This window comes from Prescottella equi, from assembly GCF_020171745.1.
GTDB lineage: Bacteria > Actinomycetota > Actinomycetes > Mycobacteriales > Mycobacteriaceae > Prescottella > Prescottella equi_A.
Genome location: NZ_JAIVAH010000004.1, coordinates 164,927 through 182,871 on the forward strand (window position 1 = coordinate 164,927; position 17,945 = coordinate 182,871).

At 70.6% G+C, this 17,945-nt stretch carries 19 protein-coding genes; 15 read left to right on the plus strand and 4 right to left on the minus strand.

The genetic code is table 11. The features are described 5' to 3' along the window. The first annotated feature begins 3 nt into the window (after window positions 1-3). From LCL87_RS02125 to LCL87_RS02160, 8 genes are all read left to right on the plus strand, one after another. On the plus strand, window positions 4-849 hold the full coding sequence (locus LCL87_RS02125; protein ID WP_225016165.1) for a DUF4097 family beta strand repeat-containing protein: 846 nt from the start codon (window positions 4-6) through the stop codon (window positions 847-849). 32 nt (window positions 850-881) lie between these two features. Beyond that, entirely contained in the window at window positions 882-1,844 is a 963-nt protein-coding gene (locus LCL87_RS02130) for an ATP-binding cassette domain-containing protein (protein WP_225016167.1), read from the plus strand. Continuing rightward, the gene (locus LCL87_RS02135) at window positions 1,841-2,632 is read left to right on the plus strand and encodes an ABC transporter permease (RefSeq protein WP_225016168.1); all 792 of its coding nucleotides are present in this window, start codon (window positions 1,841-1,843) and stop codon (window positions 2,630-2,632) included. The genes LCL87_RS02130 and LCL87_RS02135 overlap by 4 nt, the downstream gene beginning before the upstream one ends. Before the next feature lie 50 nt (window positions 2,633-2,682). Beyond that, a complete protein-coding gene (locus tag LCL87_RS02140) occupies window positions 2,683-4,137 on the plus strand; it encodes a dihydrolipoyl dehydrogenase family protein (protein ID WP_225016170.1) in 1,455 nt (484 codons plus the stop codon). A gap of 46 nt (window positions 4,138-4,183) precedes the next feature. Further along, on the plus strand, window positions 4,184-4,780 hold the full coding sequence (locus LCL87_RS02145; RefSeq protein ID WP_225016172.1) for a hypothetical protein: 597 nt from the start codon (window positions 4,184-4,186) through the stop codon (window positions 4,778-4,780). 4 nt (window positions 4,781-4,784) lie between these two features. After that, window positions 4,785-5,423, plus strand: a complete 639-nt coding sequence (locus LCL87_RS02150) for an RES family NAD+ phosphorylase (RefSeq protein ID WP_225016174.1) — start codon at window positions 4,785-4,787, stop codon at window positions 5,421-5,423. A gap of 334 nt (window positions 5,424-5,757) precedes the next feature. Then, a complete protein-coding gene (casG, locus tag LCL87_RS02155; RefSeq protein WP_225016176.1) occupies window positions 5,758-7,416 on the plus strand; it encodes a steroid-24-oyl-CoA synthetase in 1,659 nt (552 codons plus the stop codon). Between the two features lie 14 nt (window positions 7,417-7,430). Beyond that, the gene (locus LCL87_RS02160; protein WP_225016178.1) at window positions 7,431-9,173 is read left to right on the plus strand and encodes an amidohydrolase family protein; all 1,743 of its coding nucleotides are present in this window, start codon (window positions 7,431-7,433) and stop codon (window positions 9,171-9,173) included. A gap of 12 nt (window positions 9,174-9,185) precedes the next feature. On the opposite strand, the gene LCL87_RS02165 is transcribed toward LCL87_RS02160, so the two are convergent. After that, the gene (locus LCL87_RS02165) at window positions 9,186-9,590 is read right to left on the minus strand and encodes a DUF4259 domain-containing protein (protein WP_225016180.1); all 405 of its coding nucleotides are present in this window, start codon (window positions 9,588-9,590) and stop codon (window positions 9,186-9,188) included. Window positions 9,591-9,703: 113 nt separating this feature from the next. Between LCL87_RS02165 and LCL87_RS02170 the strand changes: the two genes are divergently transcribed. The 4 genes from LCL87_RS02170 to LCL87_RS02185 are packed head-to-tail and all read left to right on the plus strand — an operon-like array spanning window position 9,704 to window position 13,878. Then, a complete protein-coding gene (locus LCL87_RS02170; RefSeq protein ID WP_225016182.1) occupies window positions 9,704-10,309 on the plus strand; it encodes a hypothetical protein in 606 nt (201 codons plus the stop codon). A 56-nt stretch (window positions 10,310-10,365) separates the two neighbouring features. Next, window positions 10,366-11,907 carry a carboxylesterase/lipase family protein gene (locus tag LCL87_RS02175; RefSeq protein ID WP_225016184.1) on the plus strand — a complete coding sequence of 514 codons (1,542 nt, stop codon included), beginning with the start codon at window positions 10,366-10,368 and terminating at the stop codon, window positions 11,905-11,907. Next, window positions 11,904-13,379: a carboxylesterase/lipase family protein gene (locus tag LCL87_RS02180; protein ID WP_225016186.1), complete on the plus strand. Its 1,476-nt coding sequence runs from the start codon at window positions 11,904-11,906 to the stop codon at window positions 13,377-13,379. The genes LCL87_RS02175 and LCL87_RS02180 overlap by 4 nt, the downstream gene beginning before the upstream one ends. A 58-nt stretch (window positions 13,380-13,437) precedes the next feature. Further along, window positions 13,438-13,878, plus strand: coding sequence for a GtrA family protein (locus LCL87_RS02185; protein ID WP_225016188.1), 441 nt, complete (start codon window positions 13,438-13,440; stop codon window positions 13,876-13,878). On the opposite strand, the gene LCL87_RS02190 is transcribed toward LCL87_RS02185, so the two are convergent. Together LCL87_RS02190 and cobF are read right to left on the minus strand one after the other, a co-directional pair. Next, window positions 13,861-14,727, minus strand: a complete 867-nt coding sequence (locus LCL87_RS02190) for a DNA-formamidopyrimidine glycosylase family protein (RefSeq protein WP_225016190.1) — start codon at window positions 14,725-14,727, stop codon at window positions 13,861-13,863. The two genes, LCL87_RS02185 and LCL87_RS02190, sit on opposite strands and share 18 nt — an antisense overlap. Window positions 14,728-14,767: 40 nt before the next feature. After that, window positions 14,768-15,541 carry a precorrin-6A synthase (deacetylating) gene (cobF, locus tag LCL87_RS02195; RefSeq protein ID WP_225016192.1) on the minus strand — a complete coding sequence of 258 codons (774 nt, stop codon included), beginning with the start codon at window positions 15,539-15,541 and terminating at the stop codon, window positions 14,768-14,770. Between cobF and LCL87_RS02200 the strand changes: the two genes are divergently transcribed. From LCL87_RS02200 to LCL87_RS02210, 3 genes are all read left to right on the plus strand, one after another. After that, window positions 15,540-16,382 (plus strand): thymidylate synthase, encoded by an 843-nt coding sequence (locus LCL87_RS02200; protein ID WP_225016194.1) that lies wholly within the window; start codon window positions 15,540-15,542, stop codon window positions 16,380-16,382. The two genes, cobF and LCL87_RS02200, sit on opposite strands and share 2 nt — an antisense overlap. Beyond that, window positions 16,382-16,864, plus strand: a complete 483-nt coding sequence (locus LCL87_RS02205) for a dihydrofolate reductase (protein ID WP_225016196.1) — start codon at window positions 16,382-16,384, stop codon at window positions 16,862-16,864. Before LCL87_RS02200 ends, LCL87_RS02205 begins: the two co-directional genes overlap by 1 nt. A gap of 109 nt (window positions 16,865-16,973) precedes the next feature. Next, the gene (locus LCL87_RS02210) at window positions 16,974-17,300 is read left to right on the plus strand and encodes a cupin domain-containing protein (protein WP_225016198.1); all 327 of its coding nucleotides are present in this window, start codon (window positions 16,974-16,976) and stop codon (window positions 17,298-17,300) included. Between the two features lie 17 nt (window positions 17,301-17,317). On the opposite strand, the gene LCL87_RS02215 is transcribed toward LCL87_RS02210, so the two are convergent. Then, window positions 17,318-17,932 carry a TetR/AcrR family transcriptional regulator gene (locus LCL87_RS02215; protein ID WP_225016200.1) on the minus strand — a complete coding sequence of 205 codons (615 nt, stop codon included), beginning with the start codon at window positions 17,930-17,932 and terminating at the stop codon, window positions 17,318-17,320. Window positions 17,933-17,945: the final 13 nt, after the last annotated feature.

The window sequence follows — 17,945 nt, forward strand, 5'->3', positions numbered from 1 at the left end:
ACGATGCCCACTTTCAGTACCACCGAACCGATTTCGGCCACGCTCTCGTTCGTGGTCGGCGAAGCCACCGTCACCGCCTCCGACCGCGACGACACGGTCGTGGAGATCCGCCCGAGCGACCCGCACCGCGAACTGGACGTACGCGCGGCCGAGCAGACCCGCGTCGAGTACGCGTCGGGACGACTGGTCGTCAAGGCGCCCCGGCCCCGCGTGCTCGGCGTGTGGGGCAAGGTCGGGTCGATCGACATCGCCGTCGAACTGCCGACCGGCTCCGCGGTCGAGTCCGACACGTCCGTGGGCGCATTCCGTTCCACCGGCCGACTCGGCACCTGCCGACTGAAGACCGCGACGGGCGACATCCGGCTCGACGGCACCGGCGATCTGACCGTGAACACCGGCGCCGGCGCGATCACGGTCGAGAGCGTCGGCGGTGACGCCGATCTGTCGACCGCTTCGGGCCGGATCGAGGTCCGCCGCATCGACGGCAACGCCCTCGTCGAGAACTCCAACGGACACAACCGGATCGGCTCCGTCGCCGGGAATCTTCGGGTCAAGACCGCCAACGGCGACGTCGTCGTCGGCAGCGCCGGGGGTGACGTCGACGCCGCGACCGCCAACGGCGAGATCCGGATCGGCGAGGTGACGCGGGGCGTCGTGGCGCTGCGCACCGGGAACGGCGAGGTCGAGGCCGGTATCCGCGCGGGCACCGCCGCGCGCGTCGACGCCCACACCTCGTTCGGCCAGGTCCACAACCTTCTCACCGAGGCCTCCGGCCCCGCTGCGACCGAGGAGCGGGTCGAACTGCGGGCGCGGACGAGCTTCGGCGACATCATCGTTCGCCGCTCCTGACCGGGGCGGACCACCACTCGAAAGGCGGAACTATGACGGCCACGGTTTCCACAGCATCAGCAGTTCGAGTTCGATCCCTCCGGAAGTCGTTCGGGGACAAGGTGGTTCTCGACGGCATCGACCTCGACATCACCGAGGGCACCATCTTCTCCCTACTCGGCCCCAACGGCGCCGGCAAGACCACGGTGGTAAGTATCCTGTCCACACTCGTCCGGCCGGACGCCGGCGAGGTTCGGGTGGCGGGCCACGACCTGGGGCGCAATCCCGACGCGATCCGGTCGGCGATCGGTGTCACCGGCCAGTTCTCGGCGGTGGACGGCCTGCTGACCGGCGCCGAGAACCTCACGCTCATGGCGGATCTCCATCGCCTCGATCGGCGCGACGAGCGCCGGCGCACCGCGGAACTGCTCGAGCGGTTCGACCTCACCGAGGCCGCGTCCAAGCCGGCGGCGAGCTACTCGGGCGGCATGCGGCGCCGACTCGATCTCGCGATGACGCTCGTCGGGCGTCCGCGCATCATCTTCCTGGACGAGCCGACGACGGGACTCGACCCGCGCAGTCGCCGCACCATGTGGGACATCGTGCGAGAACTGGTGGCCGACGGCGTCACCATCTTCCTCACCACGCAGTACCTCGACGAGGCCGATCAACTGGCGGACCGGATCGCGCTGCTCGATCAGGGCCGACTGGTCGCCGACGGCACCCCGGCCGATCTCAAGCAACTCGTGCCCGGCGGCCACGTCCGCCTGCGATTCGCGGACATCGACGAACTGTCCTCGGCTGCACTCTCGCTCACCGATTCCACCCGCAACGACGAGACGCTCACCCTGCAGGTCCCCGGCGACGGGAGCATCCCGTCGCTGCGGTCGATCCTCGACCGTCTCGACGCCGATTCGATCGAGGTCGCCGACCTCTCGATCCACACCCCCGACCTCGACGACGTGTTCTTCGCTCTCACCGCCCGATCCGACTCCCCGCAGGAGGCTTCACGATGACCACGCTCTCCTATGCCGTCCAGGATTCGACGACGATGCTGCGGCGCAACCTGCGGCACATGATCCGGTACCCGTCGATGACGGTCATGCTGATCGGGATGCCCGTCGTGCTCCTGCTGTTGTTCGTCTACGTCTTCGGCGGCACGCTCGGCGCCGGACTCGGCGACCCGGCCGGTGGACGCGGCGCCTACATCGACTACGTCACGCCCGGCATCCTGCTGATGACCGTGGCCAGTTCCGCTCAGGGAACGGCGATTTCGGTCGCGACCGACATGACGGAGGGCATCATCGCCCGGTTCCGGACGATGGCGATCTCGCGCGCGTCGGTCCTGACCGGGCACGTCGTCGGCAGCCTGATCCAGACGATGCTCAGCCTGGCCGTGGTGACCGGCGTCGCCGTTCTCATCGGTTTCCGGCCCACCGCCGACCCGGTGGAGTGGGCGGCCGCGATCGGGCTGCTCGCGGCCTTCACGCTCGCGATCACGTGGCTGTCCGTCGCGCTCGGGCTGGTCTCGCAGAGCGTCGAGACGGCGAGCAATCTGCCGATGTTCCTCATCCTGCTGCCGTTCCTGGGCAGCGGCTTCGTCCCCACCGACTCGATGCCCACCGCGGTGCGCTGGTTCGCCGAGTACCAGCCGTTCAGTCCGATCATCGAGACGCTGCGCGGCCTGCTCCTCGGCGCGCCGATCGGCGCGAACGGCGCGCTCGCGGCGGCGTGGATCGTCGGGATCGGCCTGTTCGGGTACGTCTGGGCGAAGCGTCTGTTCGAGCGTCGCTCTCCCCGCTGACGCCGTCCGGAACCAGCGCGAAACCGTTCTCCCCGGCCTACCGTGGATCCATGGCTCCCGAAGAATTCGACGTCATAGTGATCGGAGGCGGGCCGGCCGGGGAGAACGCGGCGGCCTACGCCATCGCCGGAAGCAACCGCACCGCGGCACTCGTCGAACACCAGTTGGTGGGCGGCGAGTGTTCGTATTGGGCGTGCATGCCGTCGAAGGCGCTGCTCAGACCCGTCGAGGTGCTGAGCACCGCCCGACACATGCCGGGCGTGGAGGAGAAGGTCAACGCGTACGGCCTCGACACCGAGGCCGTCCTGGCCCGCCGGGACGGGTTCACCCACAACCTCGACGACTCCTCGCAGGTGCTGTGGGCGGATTCGGTCGGCATCGACGTGATCCGCGGCAGTGCGGCGATCACCGGGGTCCGCGAGGTGACGGTGGGCGAGCGCGTGCTGCGGGCCCGGCACGCGGTGGTCCTCGCGACCGGCACCACGGCGAGCGTGCCCGACCTGCCGGGCCTGCGGGCCGCGCTGCCGTGGACGTCGCGGGATGCCACCAACGTCCGGGAGGTGCCGAAGCGTCTCGCGGTCGTCGGCGGTGGAGTGGTGGCGTGCGAGGCCGCGACGTGGCTGCACGAGCTCGGCGCCGACGAGGTGACGCTCCTGGTCCGCGGGCCGGCGCTGCTCGACCGGACCGAACCGTTCGCGGGCGAACTGGTCGCCGAGAAGATGCGCAAGCACGGCGTGAACATCCGCTTCGGCACGTCGGTGCAGTCGGTGTCCCGACCCGACGTCGCCGACACCGGCATCGGCCGGGTCCACGGCGGACCGGTCACCCTGAACGTGAGCGGCGACGGCTCCGACCCCGAGCTGACGGTCGACGAGATCCTCGTCGCGGCCGGTCGCACGCCCGCCACCGCGGGCCTGGGCCTCGACCGGGTCGGGCTCCCCGATCACGGCTACGTCACCGTCGACGACCACCTCACTGCGACCGGGGTGGACGGCGATTGGCTGTACGCGGTGGGCGACGTCAACGGCCGGGCCCTGCTCACCCACATGGGCAAGTACCAGGCCCGGGTCTGTGGCGACGTGATCGCGGCCCGCGCGGAGGGCCGGCCGTTGGACGGTCCCCGGTTCGTCGCGTCGGCCGACCACGGCCAGGTGCCGCAGGTGGTGTTCACGACGCCGGAGGTCGCGGCCGTCGGACGCACCGAAAGCCAGGCCCGCGCAGACGGATTGGATGTCGAGTCGGTCGCGGTCGACATCGATGTCGCGGGTGCCGCACTGTCCCGCGACGACTACTCCGGGCGGGCGTCGCTGGTGATCGACCGCGCGACCGACACGGTCGTGGGCGCGACGTTCGTCGGCTCGGGTGTGGCCGAACTGGTGCACGCCGCGACCGTCGCGGTCGTCGGCCGGGTGCCGCTCGAGAGCCTGTGGCACGCGGTCCCGTCGTATCCGACGGTGAGCGAGGTGTGGCTGCGGCTACTCGAGGCGCGGCGCGCACCTTCCTGAGACAGCCGGTACGCGGTACGCTGGTGGCACATCTGGAGGTGTGACCATGCTCGCCAACCGTGACCGTGCCCGCGACTCGATCCACGCCCTGTCCGATCAGGACCTGGTGGAGCTGCTGTCCGAGGAGTTCTCCCGGCGCCCCAACCTGCGCCCGGTACGCGACGACGTCACCGCGCTGCTGGCGATGGGACCGGCGCTGGCCCTGCAGCACGAACGCGCCGTCGCCAACCCGGCCGCCGCCGCGGTCGCCCGGACCCGCATCGTGTCGTCGGCGCTGCGCTCGTTGGTCGACGAGCACGAGATGCTCGACTCCACGGCCGTCAGCCGAGCTCTCGGCAAGGCGGCGACCAGCCGGAACACCGCCAGTCGCCTCGCGGCGGCGGGCACCGTCGTCGCGCTGCCCGCCGCCGGGCACAAGCTCTTCCCGGCCTTCCAGTTCGACCTCGAGCGGCGCGAGGTGCGGCCGATCGTCGCCGAGATCAACCAGACGATCGGCACCAAGGACGATCCGTGGGGCGCGGCGTCGTGGTGGCTCAATCCGACCGCCTTCGCGGACGATCCCCGCTCCCCGGCAGAACTCGCCGCCGCCGGCGGCCACGACCAGGATCTACGGGACATGGCCGACGACCTCGTCGCGGACTGACCCGGTGGACTACCCGGACCCGCCCGCCGTTCTGCCGTCCGCTCTCATCGCAACCGTCCCCGCCGACACGTCGGTGTGGCGCATCCACAGCGCCACACGTGGCGCTGCCGATCTCAACCCGACCCCACGTCCACGCGTGCGGGTCGGCGGCCGGTTCGACAGCCTAGATGGCTCGTACGCGTACCTCTACGTGGGCGACAGCCCCGCGGCCGCCGTGGCCGAGACGCTGTGCCGCAACCTTCCGGTCGACCAGTCCCCCAGGCTGATTCCGCGCATCCAGGTCCGCGGCCGGGTCCTGAGTGAACTGCGCACCACCCGCCCGGTGCGGGTGGCCGACCTGACCGGCACCGGGTCCGCGCGCCTCAACGCCGACGTGTGGCTCACCAAGTGCGATCCGTCCGGCTACCTCGCCACCCGGCGCTGGGCCGCCGCCGTCCTGGCCGCCAACCCCGGTATCGACGGACTGCAGTACCGGCCGCGGCACGACGAGAACAATCTCGCGTGGATGTTCGCCGCCGCACCGGCGACCACCGCGCACCCCGCAGTCGCCGCGGTGGGCGGCGTCGTCCCGCTCGATTCGGCGGACGGGCACTATCTCCTCGGGGCACTGCTCACCGCCCACAACGCCGCGCTCGCACCCTGATCCGACCCGCGGCCGATTACCCGCGTGCCACACTCGCGGGGTGTCGTCGACCAGAGTGGTCCGGGTCCTGCGTGCCCCGCGGGAACGGGTGTTCCGCGCGCTGATCGACCCGGACGCGATCGCGACGTGGCGCGTCCCGGCCGGGATGACCGCCGAGATCCACCGGGCGTCGATCCCGCGGACAACGAACTGGGCTGGAACGAGGCGCTGGATCGGCTGGCCGCGCTGGTCGAGGATTCCGACCCCACTCACCGAGACCTCCCTTGACAGGAAATCGGGCACCCTCGACTATGACGCACGTCACTCGAGAGTTGCCCGTCGAAAGGATCCATCCGTGACCCAGTCTGTCGACCCCCAGGCCTACATCGCATCGGTCATGGCCGGGCTGACCGGCCCCGGCGGCCGTTTCGAGTTCGCCCCGGAGGAAGTCCTCGGCACGACCATGCCGGTCATGAAGAACCGCGACAAGGCCCTGGGCGACGTCCTCGCCGCGTCCGCCGCGTACGGCGACCGCGACTACCTGGTGACCGAGGACCGCCGCATCAGCTACGCCGACCACCTGCGCGACGTCGCCGCCCTCGCGACCGCGCTGCGGGACCGGTACGGCGTCGGCCAGGGCGATCGGGTCGGACTCCTCGCCGCCAACACCCCCGAGTGGGTCGAATCGTTCTGGGCCGCGCAGGCACTGGGCGCGATCGCGGTCGGCTTCAACGCGTGGTGGGTGCCGCGCGAGATCGAGTACGGCGTGGAGCACACCCGCCCGTCGGTCCTGATCGTCGACGCCAAGCGCGCCGCCCTGCTCGACGGCCTCGACCTCGACGTCCCGGTCCTCACGATGGAGGACGACCTCCCCCGCCTCATCGCGGAGTTCGCGGGTGCCGAGCTGCCGAACACCGACGTCGCCGAGGACGACCCGGCGGTGATCCTCTACACGTCCGGCACCAGCGGCCGGCCGAAGGGCGCGGTGCACTCGCAGCGCAACCTGCTGGCCGTCATCGACTACCACCGCTACAGCGACGCCCTGCTCGCGGCGTTCTCCGGGTCGGCGCCGAGCGACGGCCCGAGCGACCTCCGGTACCTGCTGACCTCGCCGCTGTTCCACATCGCGAGCCTGCACAACCTTGTCGTCCCGCGCCTGGCGACCGGCAGCGCGGTGGTGCTCTACCAGGGCTCGTTCGACGCGGACCGGGTGCTGCGCCTCATCGAGCGGGAGAAGGTCACCAACTGGGGCTGCGTCCCCACGATGGCGGGCCGCCTGCTCGAGCACGAGGACGTCTCGCGCTACGACACGTCGTCGCTCACCGCGTTCGCGCTCGCGTCGGCCCCGTCGTCCCCCGGTTTCCAGCAGCGACTGCGCGAGAAGCTGCCGTTCGCGTCCAACGCGCTGGTCGACAGCTACGGCCTCACCGAGTGCAGCACCGCGATCTCGGTCGCCACCCCGATGGACCTGCAGGCCTTCCCCGGCACGCTGGGCCGCCCGATCGTCGGCGTCGCCGTCGAGGTGCGCGACCCGTTCGGCGACCCGGTCCCCGAGGGCACCGAGGGCGAGATCTGCGTGCGCAGCCCGTACGTGATGCTCGGCTACTGGGAGAACGACGCCGCCACCTCCGACGCGATCCGCAAGGACCGCTGGCTGCACACCGGCGACTTCGGCGTGATCGAGAACGGCATGGTCCGGCTCACCGGCCGGCGTTCCGACCTGATCCTGCGTGGCGGCGAGAACGTCTACCCCGTGGAGATCGAGCAGTGCCTCGACGAGCATCCGGCCGTCGCCGAGTGCGCGGTGATCGGCGTCGACCACCCCGACCTCGGACAGGAGGTCGCCGCGGTGGTCGTGCTGAAGCCCGGCGCCACGGCCACCGAGGACGAGCTCCGCGAGTTCGCCGCCGACCGGCTCTCGTACTTCAAGGTGCCGGCGCGCTGGCGGATCTCCGGGGAACCGTTGCCGCGTAACGCGACCGGCAAGACCATGCGCAAGCAGATCGTCATCTGAGCGAAGGGGTCCCGATGAACTACGACGCGATCGTCAAGAACGGCCGGTGGTTCGACGGGACCGGAGCGGGTTCGGCGACACGGAATCTCGGCATCCGGAACGGCCGGGTCGCCACCGTGTCGCGCGAACCGCTCGACGAAACCGGCTGTCCGCGGGTGATCGACGCGGCCGGCAAGTGGGTGATGCCGGGGATGCTCGACATCCACACCCACTACGACGTCGAGATCCTGGTGCGGCCCGCACTCGACGAATCGGTCCGCCACGGGATCACGACGGTGTTCGTCGGCTCGTGCTCGCTGTCGACGGTGCACGTCGAACCGTCCGACGCCGGTGACCTGTTCGGCCGGGTGGAGGCGATCCCGCGCCGCCACGTGGTCGAGGGGCTCGCCGCGCACAAGACGTGGGGTTCGGCGCGCGAGTACGTCGGCGCGCTCGAATCGCTGCCGTTGGGGCCGAACGTCGCGGCGTTCATCGGGCACTCCGACATGCGGGCCGCGCTGATGGGTCTGGACCGCGCCACCCGCAAGGAGGTGCGTCCGACCGCGGCCGAACTCGCCACGATGGAGGCACAGCTGACCGAGGCGCTCGACGCCGGCTTCGTCGGGATGTCGTCGCAGCAACTGATGTTCGACAAGCTCGACGGCGAGGTGTGCCGCTCCCGCACCCTCCCGTCGACGTACGCGACGACGCGGGAACGACGGCGGCTCAACGCCATCCTGCGTCGGCGCGGTCGGGCGCTGCAGGGCGGACCCGACGTGGCCCGCCCGCAGAGCCTGGTCGCGATGGCACTGAGCAGCCTCGGCATCGGCCGCAAGCGGTTGAAGGTGAGCCTGCTGTCGGCTGCCGACGTCAAGGCCATTCCGGCTGTGGCGCACATCTTCCCGACCATGGCGCGGGTCATCAACCGGCTCGGTGGCGACTTCCGGTGGCAGCACCTGCCGGTGCCGTTCGAGGTGTACTCGGACGGCATCGATCTGCCGGTGTTCGAGGAGTTCGGCTCGGGCGCCGCGGCGCTGCACCTGTCGAATCAGCTCGACGGGCGCCGCGCGCTGCTCGCCGACGCGGACTACCGTCGCCGCTTCCGCAAGGACTACGACAAGAAGTACGGGCCGCGGGTGTGGCACCGCGACTTCTTCGACGCCGAGATCGTCGAGTGCCCGGACGAATCCGTGATCGGGAAGACGTTCGGGCAGGTCGGGGTCGATCGCGGCGGGCTGCATCCGGTCGACGCGTTCCTCGACCTGGTCGTCGAGCACGGCACCAAGGTGCGCTGGCGCACCACGATCTCCAACCACCGGCCCGAGGTGCTCAACGTCTTCGCCGCCGATCCCGGTGTGCAGTTGGGCTTCTCCGACGCCGGCGCGCACCTGCGGAACATGGCGTTCTACAACTTCGGGTTGCGGTTCCTGCGCCGTGTCCGCGATGCCGAACGCGACGGCCGGCCGTTCATGACGGTCGAGCACGCGGTGCACCGGCTCACCGGCGAACTCGCCGACTGGTACGGCCTGGACGCCGGACACCTGCGCGAGGGCGACCGCGCCGACCTGGTGGTGGTCGATCCGGAGCACCTCGACGCCACGCTGGACGCGTACGCCGAGTGCCCGATCCCGCAGTTCGACAACCTCTCCCGGATGGTCAACCGCAACGACGACGCCGTCACCGCGGTGTTCGTGGGCGGCGAGTACGTCTTCGGAAACGGCCGGTCCGCCGAGGCCCTGGGGACACGGCGGACCGGGCAGTTCCTGAAGGCCCGGTGACGCGCGGAGCTTCTAGTTCAGCGCCCTGAGGCTTTCGAGCCTGCGCGCGACCGGGGCGCGCCATTCCTCGAGATCCTCCGGACCGTTCTCGGCCCACAGCTCGTGCAGTTCCGAGGTGTCGCTGTCCGCGATCGCGCGTTCGAGGATGGTGAGGATCCACGCCCGCTGCTCCGGCGTCAGGGACGCGCTGAAGGCGGCGGCGTCGATGCCGTCGAGATGCGGGGACGCCGGCTGGATGCCGTGGCCCACCGCCACGACCTCCGCGAACGCGATGGCCGCCTGTGCGTCGTCCGCCTCGAGATACTCGTCGTCGACGTGACCGGTGAAGTCGTCGATGGCGAAATCACCCGCCCGCAGCCCCGCGAGCAGGTCGCCCGCTCCGTCGTTCTCGAACGGTCCCGAACCCCATGTCCCCATGCCGGACTCCTCGTCGCTACTCGGATGATCTGTCGCGTGCCGAGCCTAAGGTCCAGCACCGACAGCCGCCAGACCGTCGACACCTCGCCTGCGCGCGATGTCATGCTGTCGCGGTGGCCTACAAAGGATCTCGCACCAAGTCCACCGCGATCTGGCTGGCACCCGAGGACGAGGCGCGCTTCGGCCGCGCCCTCGCGGAGGCGGCTCCCCGTGCAACCTGGCTCTGCAGCCAACCGGGCCCGGTCGGCCTGCATCCGGTTCACCTGCACCGGAACCCCGGGGAGGCGCTCGAGTGTGGGCCCCTGCAGGCGTTCCTGCTCCTTCCCTTCGGAGCCGAGCCGCCCGGCGACGTCCGGCCGGGCCCCGACGTCGAGGTCACGCCGGGGCTGACCGCGCGGGCGCTCGTGCAACTTCTGCGTTCCCGGCACGTGGACGACGAGTGGAGTCAGCCCGGCGGGCGCGGGAGTACCTTCCTGGCCGGGCGGCTCGCGGTGCGCTGGTCCGAACCCGAGGCGGGCCCGGAGGGGCATCGGCTCCTCTCCGAGCAGTCCGACATCGTGTGGGCGGCGATGCGCTCGACCACGCGTCCGGCGAGGCTCCTCGGCCCGGACGGACGTATCACTGCCGCCGGACGCATCGGAGGGGCGGCGTACGACGTGGCCACGACGACCGGGATCCCACTGACGCGCGGCGGGCCGGAGCGCTGCGCGCTCGCCTAGCGACACCGCTCGCGACCCACCCGGCCGCGGCGCTCTGCCGCCGTATAGTCGCGAACATGACCCCGAGTCTGGACGTGACCACCTCCGACGGCGTCGTCCGGGGCCGCCGGCTCGGTGACCTGCTGACCTGGCGCGGGATTCCGTTCGCGGCACCGCCCGTGGGGCCGCTGCGGCTGCGGGCGCCGCAACCGGCGGCGCCGTGGACCGGGGTCCGCGACGCCACCGAGTTCGGCAACGCCGCCCCGCAGTCCCGCATGGGCGTCACGCTGCGACCGGGGAAGTACCAGCCGATCTCCGAGGACTGCCTCACGCTCAACGTCGTCGCGCCGGCGACACCCAGCAAATCGCCGCGGCCGGTGATGGTGTTCGTGCACGGCGGCGCGTTCGTCCTCGGGACCACCGCGATGGGCATCTACCGCGGCGATCGTCTGGCCCGCCGCGGCGACGTCGTGTACGTGTCGGTGAACTACCGGCTCGGTGCCCTCGGCTACCTCGACTTCACCGAGTTCTCCACGCCCGAGCGGCCGTTCGACGCCAACCTCGGTCTGCGCGACCAGGTCGCCGCGCTGGAGTGGGTGCAGCGCAACATCGCGGCGTTCGGCGGCGATCCGGACAACGTCACGGTGTTCGGCGAGTCGGCGGGCGGCACGTCGGTCACGACGCTGATGGCCACCCCGGCGGCGCGGGGCCTGTTCGCCCGCGCGATCGCCGAGAGTTCCGCCCCGAGCCTCGTCGGCGACGCTGTCCGGGCGCGGGAATGGGCCCGGCAGTTCCTGACGCTGCTCGGCAGCGACGATCCGGCCGATGCGGCGCGGGCCCTCGACGCGGCAACACCGGCCGAACTCGGCAAGGCCGGGACCCGGCTGGGCGCGAAGGTGCTGGCCGAGACGCCGGGCCTGCACCCGTTCGGCCCCGTCGTGGACGGTGACTTCCTGCCCGTCGCACCGCTGCAGGCGTTCACCGACGGGAGCGCGCACCCGGTGCCGTTGATCATCGGCACCAACGCCCGCGAGGGCACTCTGTTCCCCAAGGTGATGGACGGTCTGCCCACGAACGCGGCCCGGATCGACGCGATGTTCGCGCTCACCGATCCCGACGCCCGGGATCGCGTCGTCGCCGCGTATCGCGGCTACCCGGAGGCGGCGGCAGCGATCGATCTGGGTGGCGACCTCACGTTCTGGAAGCCGTCGGTCGACATCGCCGACGCGCATTCGGTCCACGCCCCCACCTACAGCTACCGCTTCGACTACGCGCCGCGGCTGCTGCATCGGCTCGACCTCGGAGCCACCCACGCGTTCGAGTTGTTCGCGGTGTTCGGCTACGGCGAGTCCGCGGCCGGGCGGGCGCTGACCGCCTACGGCGGCCGACGCGGACTGCGGGCGGTCACGGATCGGGTGCAGGAGAACTGGATCTCGTTCGCCCGCGGCGGCGTTCCGGAGCCGTGGTGGCCGCGCTACGACTCCGAGGACCGGCGCACCCTGATGTTCGACGTGCCCACCCGGGTCGAGCGGGATCCCAACCGGGACCGTCGAATCGCCTGGTCCGGCTACCTCGGCTACCTCGGCGAGGGCACCGCCGAAACCGAACAACGGCAGTGACCGACGTCGACGCGGACGTCACCCTCGCGGACGGAACCGTCCGTGGCCGACGGATCGCCGACCTGATGTCGTGGCGTGGGATCCCCTACGCCGCACCACCCGTCGGGCCGCTGCGGCTGCGCGCGCCGCAACCGGTCATACCGTGGACGGGCGTGCGCGAGGCCCTCGAGTTCGGCCCGCCGGCACCGCAGCAGCGCCGCCCCGGCAGCGAGGACTGTCTCACCCTCAACGTCCTGCGGCCGGCCGCACCGAGTACCACCCCACGCCCCGTCATGGTCTACATCCACGGCGGGGCGCACACGGCCGGGACGTCGGCATCACCGATGTACAGCGGGGCCTCCCTCGTCCGCCGCGGCGACATCGTGTTCGTCTCGCTCAACTACCGGCTCGGCGCGCTCGGCTACATCGATTTCCGCGAGTTCTCCACGCCGGAGCGACCTTTCGACGTCAACCTCGGCCTGCGCGACCAGATCATGGCGCTCGAGTGGGTGCAGCGGAACATCACGAGTTTCGGTGGGGATCCGTCGAACGTGACGCTGTTCGGTGAATCGGCCGGCGCGGACGCCGTCGTCACGCTGATGTGCACCCCGGCGGCACGGGGTCTGTTCGGCCGCGCGATCGCACAGAGTCCGCCGCCCGCCACCTCCAACGGCACCGAGCTGGCGCGGCTGTGGGCGCGGGAGTTCCTGGACCTCGCGGGTGTGGCGCGGTCGGACGCCGCCCACTACCTGACGACGGCGGCGCCGGCCGCGCTCGTGCGGACCGCCGTGAACCTCAGCGAGCGGGGGGCCGACGAGGTTCCCGGTGTGCGCCCGTTCGCGCCGGTCGCCGACGGCGAACTCCTGCCCACCCATCCGCTGGACGCGTTCGAGGAAGGCACCGAGCACCGCGTGCCGCTGATCATCGGCACCAATGCGGAGGAGGGCCGGATCTTCCCGCGGATGCTCGACATCCTGCCGACGAATCGCGCACGCATCGAGACGATGTTCGAGGGCACCGACCCGGCGATCGCGGCGCGGGTGATCGCGGCGTATCCCGGCTACCCGCGGCGGCGGGCGGCCGCCGACCTCGGCGGGGACGTCGTGTTCTGGGAGCCGTCGCTGCGGTGCGCGCACGCGCACACCCGGCACACCGAGACGTACATGTACCGGTACGACTTCGCGCCGCGACTGCTGCGCCTGGCCGGGCTGGGCGCGACGCACGCGACGGAACTGTTCCCGGTGTTCGGCCGGCAGGGTTTCGGGGTCCGCACCCTGACCGCTCTCGGCGGGCGCCGCGGACTACGCGCGGTGACCGATACGATGCAGCGCCACTGGCTCGAGTTCGCCCGCTCGGGCCGCCCGCTGGAGTCGTGGCCGCGGTACTCGTCCGAGCGTCGTGACACCTTGATCATCGACGAGGTCTGCCGAGTGGAATCGGACCCACTGGGGCACCGCCGCGAGGCGTGGCTCGGATACCGACACCGCCATTAGATCTCGAATGGGTTACCGTTGCGAACTGCAACCAAATTTCAGGCTGTGGGAGACCTCGATGGCGATGCTCGACCTGCGTCTGGGCGGCGACGGCTGGATCGCCCAGCTGACTCGGTTCGCCCTCGTCGGCGGATCGAGCAATGTCGTGTACGCGCTGTCGTTCGTCGTCCTCGACGCCTACGGGACCTTCCTGGCGAACGCGGTGGGCGTCGCGACCAGCACGATGCTGGCCAACGAGCTGCACCGCCGCCGCACGTTCCGCGCCGCCGACCGGGTCCGCTGGTTCTCCGCGCAGTGGGAGGGCGGCGCCCTCGCGCTGCTGGGCCTGATCGTCAGCTCGCTGGCCCTGGCGGGGCTGCACTTCTTCTTCCCCGACGCCACCGACCTCGTGTCGATCACGCTGGTGATCGCCGTCAGCGCCGTCGTCGGCGGTCTCCGCTTCGTCGCGCTGCGCGGGTGGTGGTTCGGCCGCCGGGATCCGCTACTTCAGCAGTCGTGACATCCGCCGGTCGGCGAGGATCTTGCCGCTGGTTTGACACGTCGGGCAGTACTGGAACGACCGCTCGGCGTACGCCACCTCCCGCACCGTGTCCCCGCACACCGGGCACGGCATCCCGGTCCGTGCGTGCACGGTCATCCCGGCGCGCTTCTCGCCCTTGAGCCGGGCGGCCTCCTGTCCCACCGAACGTTCGACGGCGTCGGACAGCTCGGCGCGCATCGCGTCGTACAGCCGGTCCGCCTCGTCGGGCGTCAGTTTGGACGTCGTCGCGAACGGCGACAGCCGGGCCGCGTGCAGGATCTCGTCGGAGTAGGCGTTGCCGATCCCGGCCAGCAGCGACTGATCCACCAGCGCCGTCTTGATCCGGGCGGTGGTCCCGGCGAGGATCTCGCCGAACTGCGGACGGGTCACCGCGAGCGCGTCCGGCCCGAGTCGCGCGATGCCCGGCACCTCCCGCGGGTCGGCGACCACCCACACCGCGAGCCGCTTTTTGGTGCCGGCCTCGGTGAGATCGAACGCGGGTGTCTCCCCGTCCGGGGTGAAGAAGTGCACGCGCAGCGCCAGCGGGCCTTTCCCCGGCTTGGGCGGCGCGGGGCTGGGATTGTCGATCCAGCGCAGCCACCCGCCGCGGGACAGGTGCGCGATCAGCCACAGCCCGTCGCAGTCCAGCGCGAGATGCTTGCCGAACCGGCCGGCCCCGGTCACGTTGCGGCCCTGCAGCGCGCTGATCGGCGGATCGAACGTCTTGAGCACGCTCAGCGCGGCGACGTCCACGCGTCCGACCACCGCGCCGACGGCATGGTCGCGCAGGAACTGTGCCAGGGCCTCCACCTCGGGCAGTTCGGGCATGGGGTCAGCGTAGGCCCGGGCGCCGACAGCCGTCGGGTGTTCAGCGACGGATCAGGTAGATGTCCATGATCCAGCCCTTGCGCTCGCGCAGTTCGGCGCGCACGCGGACGATCTCGTCCTCGACGTCGCGGAGCCTGCCGGAGATGAGCACCTCGTCGGGCAGGCCGAGGTAGGCGCCCCACCAGATCTCCGCGTCCTTGTCCGGGACGTGGGTGAAGCTGCACTCGGCGTCGAGCATCACGACGGCGGTGCCGACGCCGTCGGGCAGGCCGTCGCGCAGTCGGCGCCCGGTGGTGACGTGGACCGGCTCACCGATCCGGTTGAGCACGATCCGGTGCTGCGCCGCGAGCGACTGGATGCTGGTGACCCCGGGGATCACCGTGTAGTCGAACGCGACATTGCCGCGGGCGAGGACGCGTTCGACGATCCGCAGCGTGCTGTCGTACAGCGACGGGTCGCCCCACACCAGGATCGCGCCGACGCCGCCCTCGGCCGCGAACTTCTGCTCGAACACCTCCGCGCGACGGTCGTGCCAGTCGTCGACGACGGTGCCGTAGTCGGCCTGAGCAGAGCCTGCGGAGCGAACAGAAGGCACGTTCGTCCGGTCCCGCGGCGGGTCGAGGATGTCGACGATCCGGTAGTCGCGGTCCATGTGCTCGGACAGGATCGTGGTCCGCAGATCCACCAACTCCTGCTTCTCGTCACCCTTGCCGATGACGAAGAACACGTCGGCCCGGTTCATCGCCTTGACGGCCTGGATCGTCACCTGGTCGGGATCGCCGGCACCGATGCCGATCACGAGAAGCTCACGCATGGGGCAATTGTCCCGGCAGCCGATCGACCCACATAGACTCGGGTCCGTGCACTCCCCGTATGAAGATCTGCTCCGCCTGGTCATGGACACCGGAACCGCCAAGGCGGACCGCACCGGAACCGGCACGCGCAGTGTCTTCGGGCACCAGATGCGCTGGGACCTCGCCGAGGGTTTCCCGCTGATCACCACCAAGAAGGTGCACCTCAAGTCCATCGTCTACGAGCTGCTGTGGTTCCTGCGCGGCGAGTCCAACGTCAAGTGGCTGCACGAGCACGGCGTCACCATCTGGGACGAGTGGGCGGACGCCGACGGCGAGCTGGGCCCGGTGTACGGCGTGCAGTGGCGGTCGTGGCCGACGCCGTCGGGCGAGCACATCGACCAGATCACCAAGGTCGTCGAGACGCTGAAGGCCAACCCGGATTCGCGCCGGATCATCGTCTCGGCCTGGAACGTGGCCGACCTCGACGACATGGCGCTGCAGCCGTGCCACGCCTTCTTCCAGTTCTACGTCGCCGACGGCAAGCTCAGCTGCCAGCTGTACCAGCGCAGCGCCGACCTGTTCCTGGGTGTGCCGTTCAACATCGCCAGCTACGCGCTGCTCACCCACATGGTGGCGCAGCAGGCCGGGCTCGAGGTGGGCGACTTCATCTGGACCGGCGGCGACTGCCACATCTACGACAACCATGTCGAGCAGGTCACCGAGCAGCTGTCCCGTGAGCCGCTCCCCTACCCGACGCTGAAGCTGAACAAGCGCGACTCGATCTTCGACTACACCTTCGAGGACGTCGAGATCGTCGACTACCGGCACCACCCGGCGATCAAGGCTCCGGTGGCCGTCTGATGATCGGCCTGATCTGGGGCCAGACGACGGCCGGGGTGATCGGCCGCGACAACACCATCCCGTGGCGCGTCCCCGAGGACATGGCCCACTTCAAGGACACCACGATGGGCCATCCCGTGGTGATGGGTCGGCTCACGTGGGACTCGCTGCCGCCCAAGTTCCGCCCGCTGCCCGGCCGCCGGAACATCGTCGTCACCCGGCAGGACGGGTGGAGCGCGGACGGCATCGAGACCGCGCACGGCATCGAGCAGGCGCTCGCGCTCGCCGGCGACACGGCCTGGGTGATGGGCGGTAGCCAGATCTACACGGCAGCAATGCCGTTCGCGGACCTGCTGTCGGTCACCGAGATCGACGCGGACATCGAGGGCGACGCCTTCGCCCCCACGATCGGCGACGAGTGGGTAGTCGGCGACGAGGGCGACTGGCACATCTCCGAGAAGTCCGGGCTGCGCTACCGGTTCCTCACCTACGTGCGGGGCTGACGCACCGGAGACGGTGGCCGAACCGTTAGGCCGATAGCCGGACCTTTCGCCGCGCGGTGGGTCATACTGCGGGAACCACCGTCCCTGCAGTCACCGGGAGTGACCTTTGATGGACAAGACCTCGCTGACCGCACTCGCCCGCCAGCAGCTCAAGCTGGCGGCCACGTCGTCGAGCGGACGCAGCTCGCAGACCGTGTTCGGCGGTCACCAACGCCACCTGCGCCAGACCGTCATCGCGCTGGGCGCCGGGAAGTCGCTGGCCGAACACGACAGCCCCGGGGAGGCGACGCTCCTGGTGCTCAGCGGCAAGCTCGCGCTGATCTGCGGTGAGGACTCGTGGAAGGGGTCGACGGGCGACCTGCTCATCATTCCCGCGGCGCGGCACAGCGTCGAGGCGCTCGAGGACGTGGCGTTCCTCCTCACCGTCGCGAAGTAGTCACACCGGCGAAGCAGTCACACCAGCTGGGCGGCGGGGGCCGGGACGACGCCGATCGACAGCAGTCCGGACACGAACTCGCGCAGCGCGGCATCGCTCGACGTGTCGACGACGCCGCCCGTCGTGATGAGCGAGGCCACCAGCCGGAACGCCCACTCGCACACCGCCCGCGGATCGATCGACGTCAGCTGCTCGGCGGTCATCAATCGTTCGAACACCGGTGCGAGGTAGTCGGTGCCGCGCTCGACGAACGGTCGGGCCAGCACCGTGAACCACGGCAGCACGACGGCCGGATCGTCGCGAAGACCCTTCTGCAGCAACATGTGCCGGCGCGCATAGCCGACGGCGAAGACGACGCAGTCGGTGAGTCCGGTGTCGAGCCGGTCGCTGTCCCGCAGCACGGGTGCCAGCAGCGTGAAGAACCGGGTGATCTCCCGCTGGAACAGCGCCTCGAAGATCTCGGACTGGTCGCCCACGTACTTGTAGACCGTCGGCCGGGACAGCCCGGCGCGTTCGGCGATCACCGCGTGCAGTCGCGAGCTGTAACCGGACTCGACCAGGCAGGCCTCTGCGGCGTCGAGGATTCGTTCGCGAATCGCCACGGGGCTCAGATCTTGTGCGCGGGATCTCATTCGCGGGAGTGTA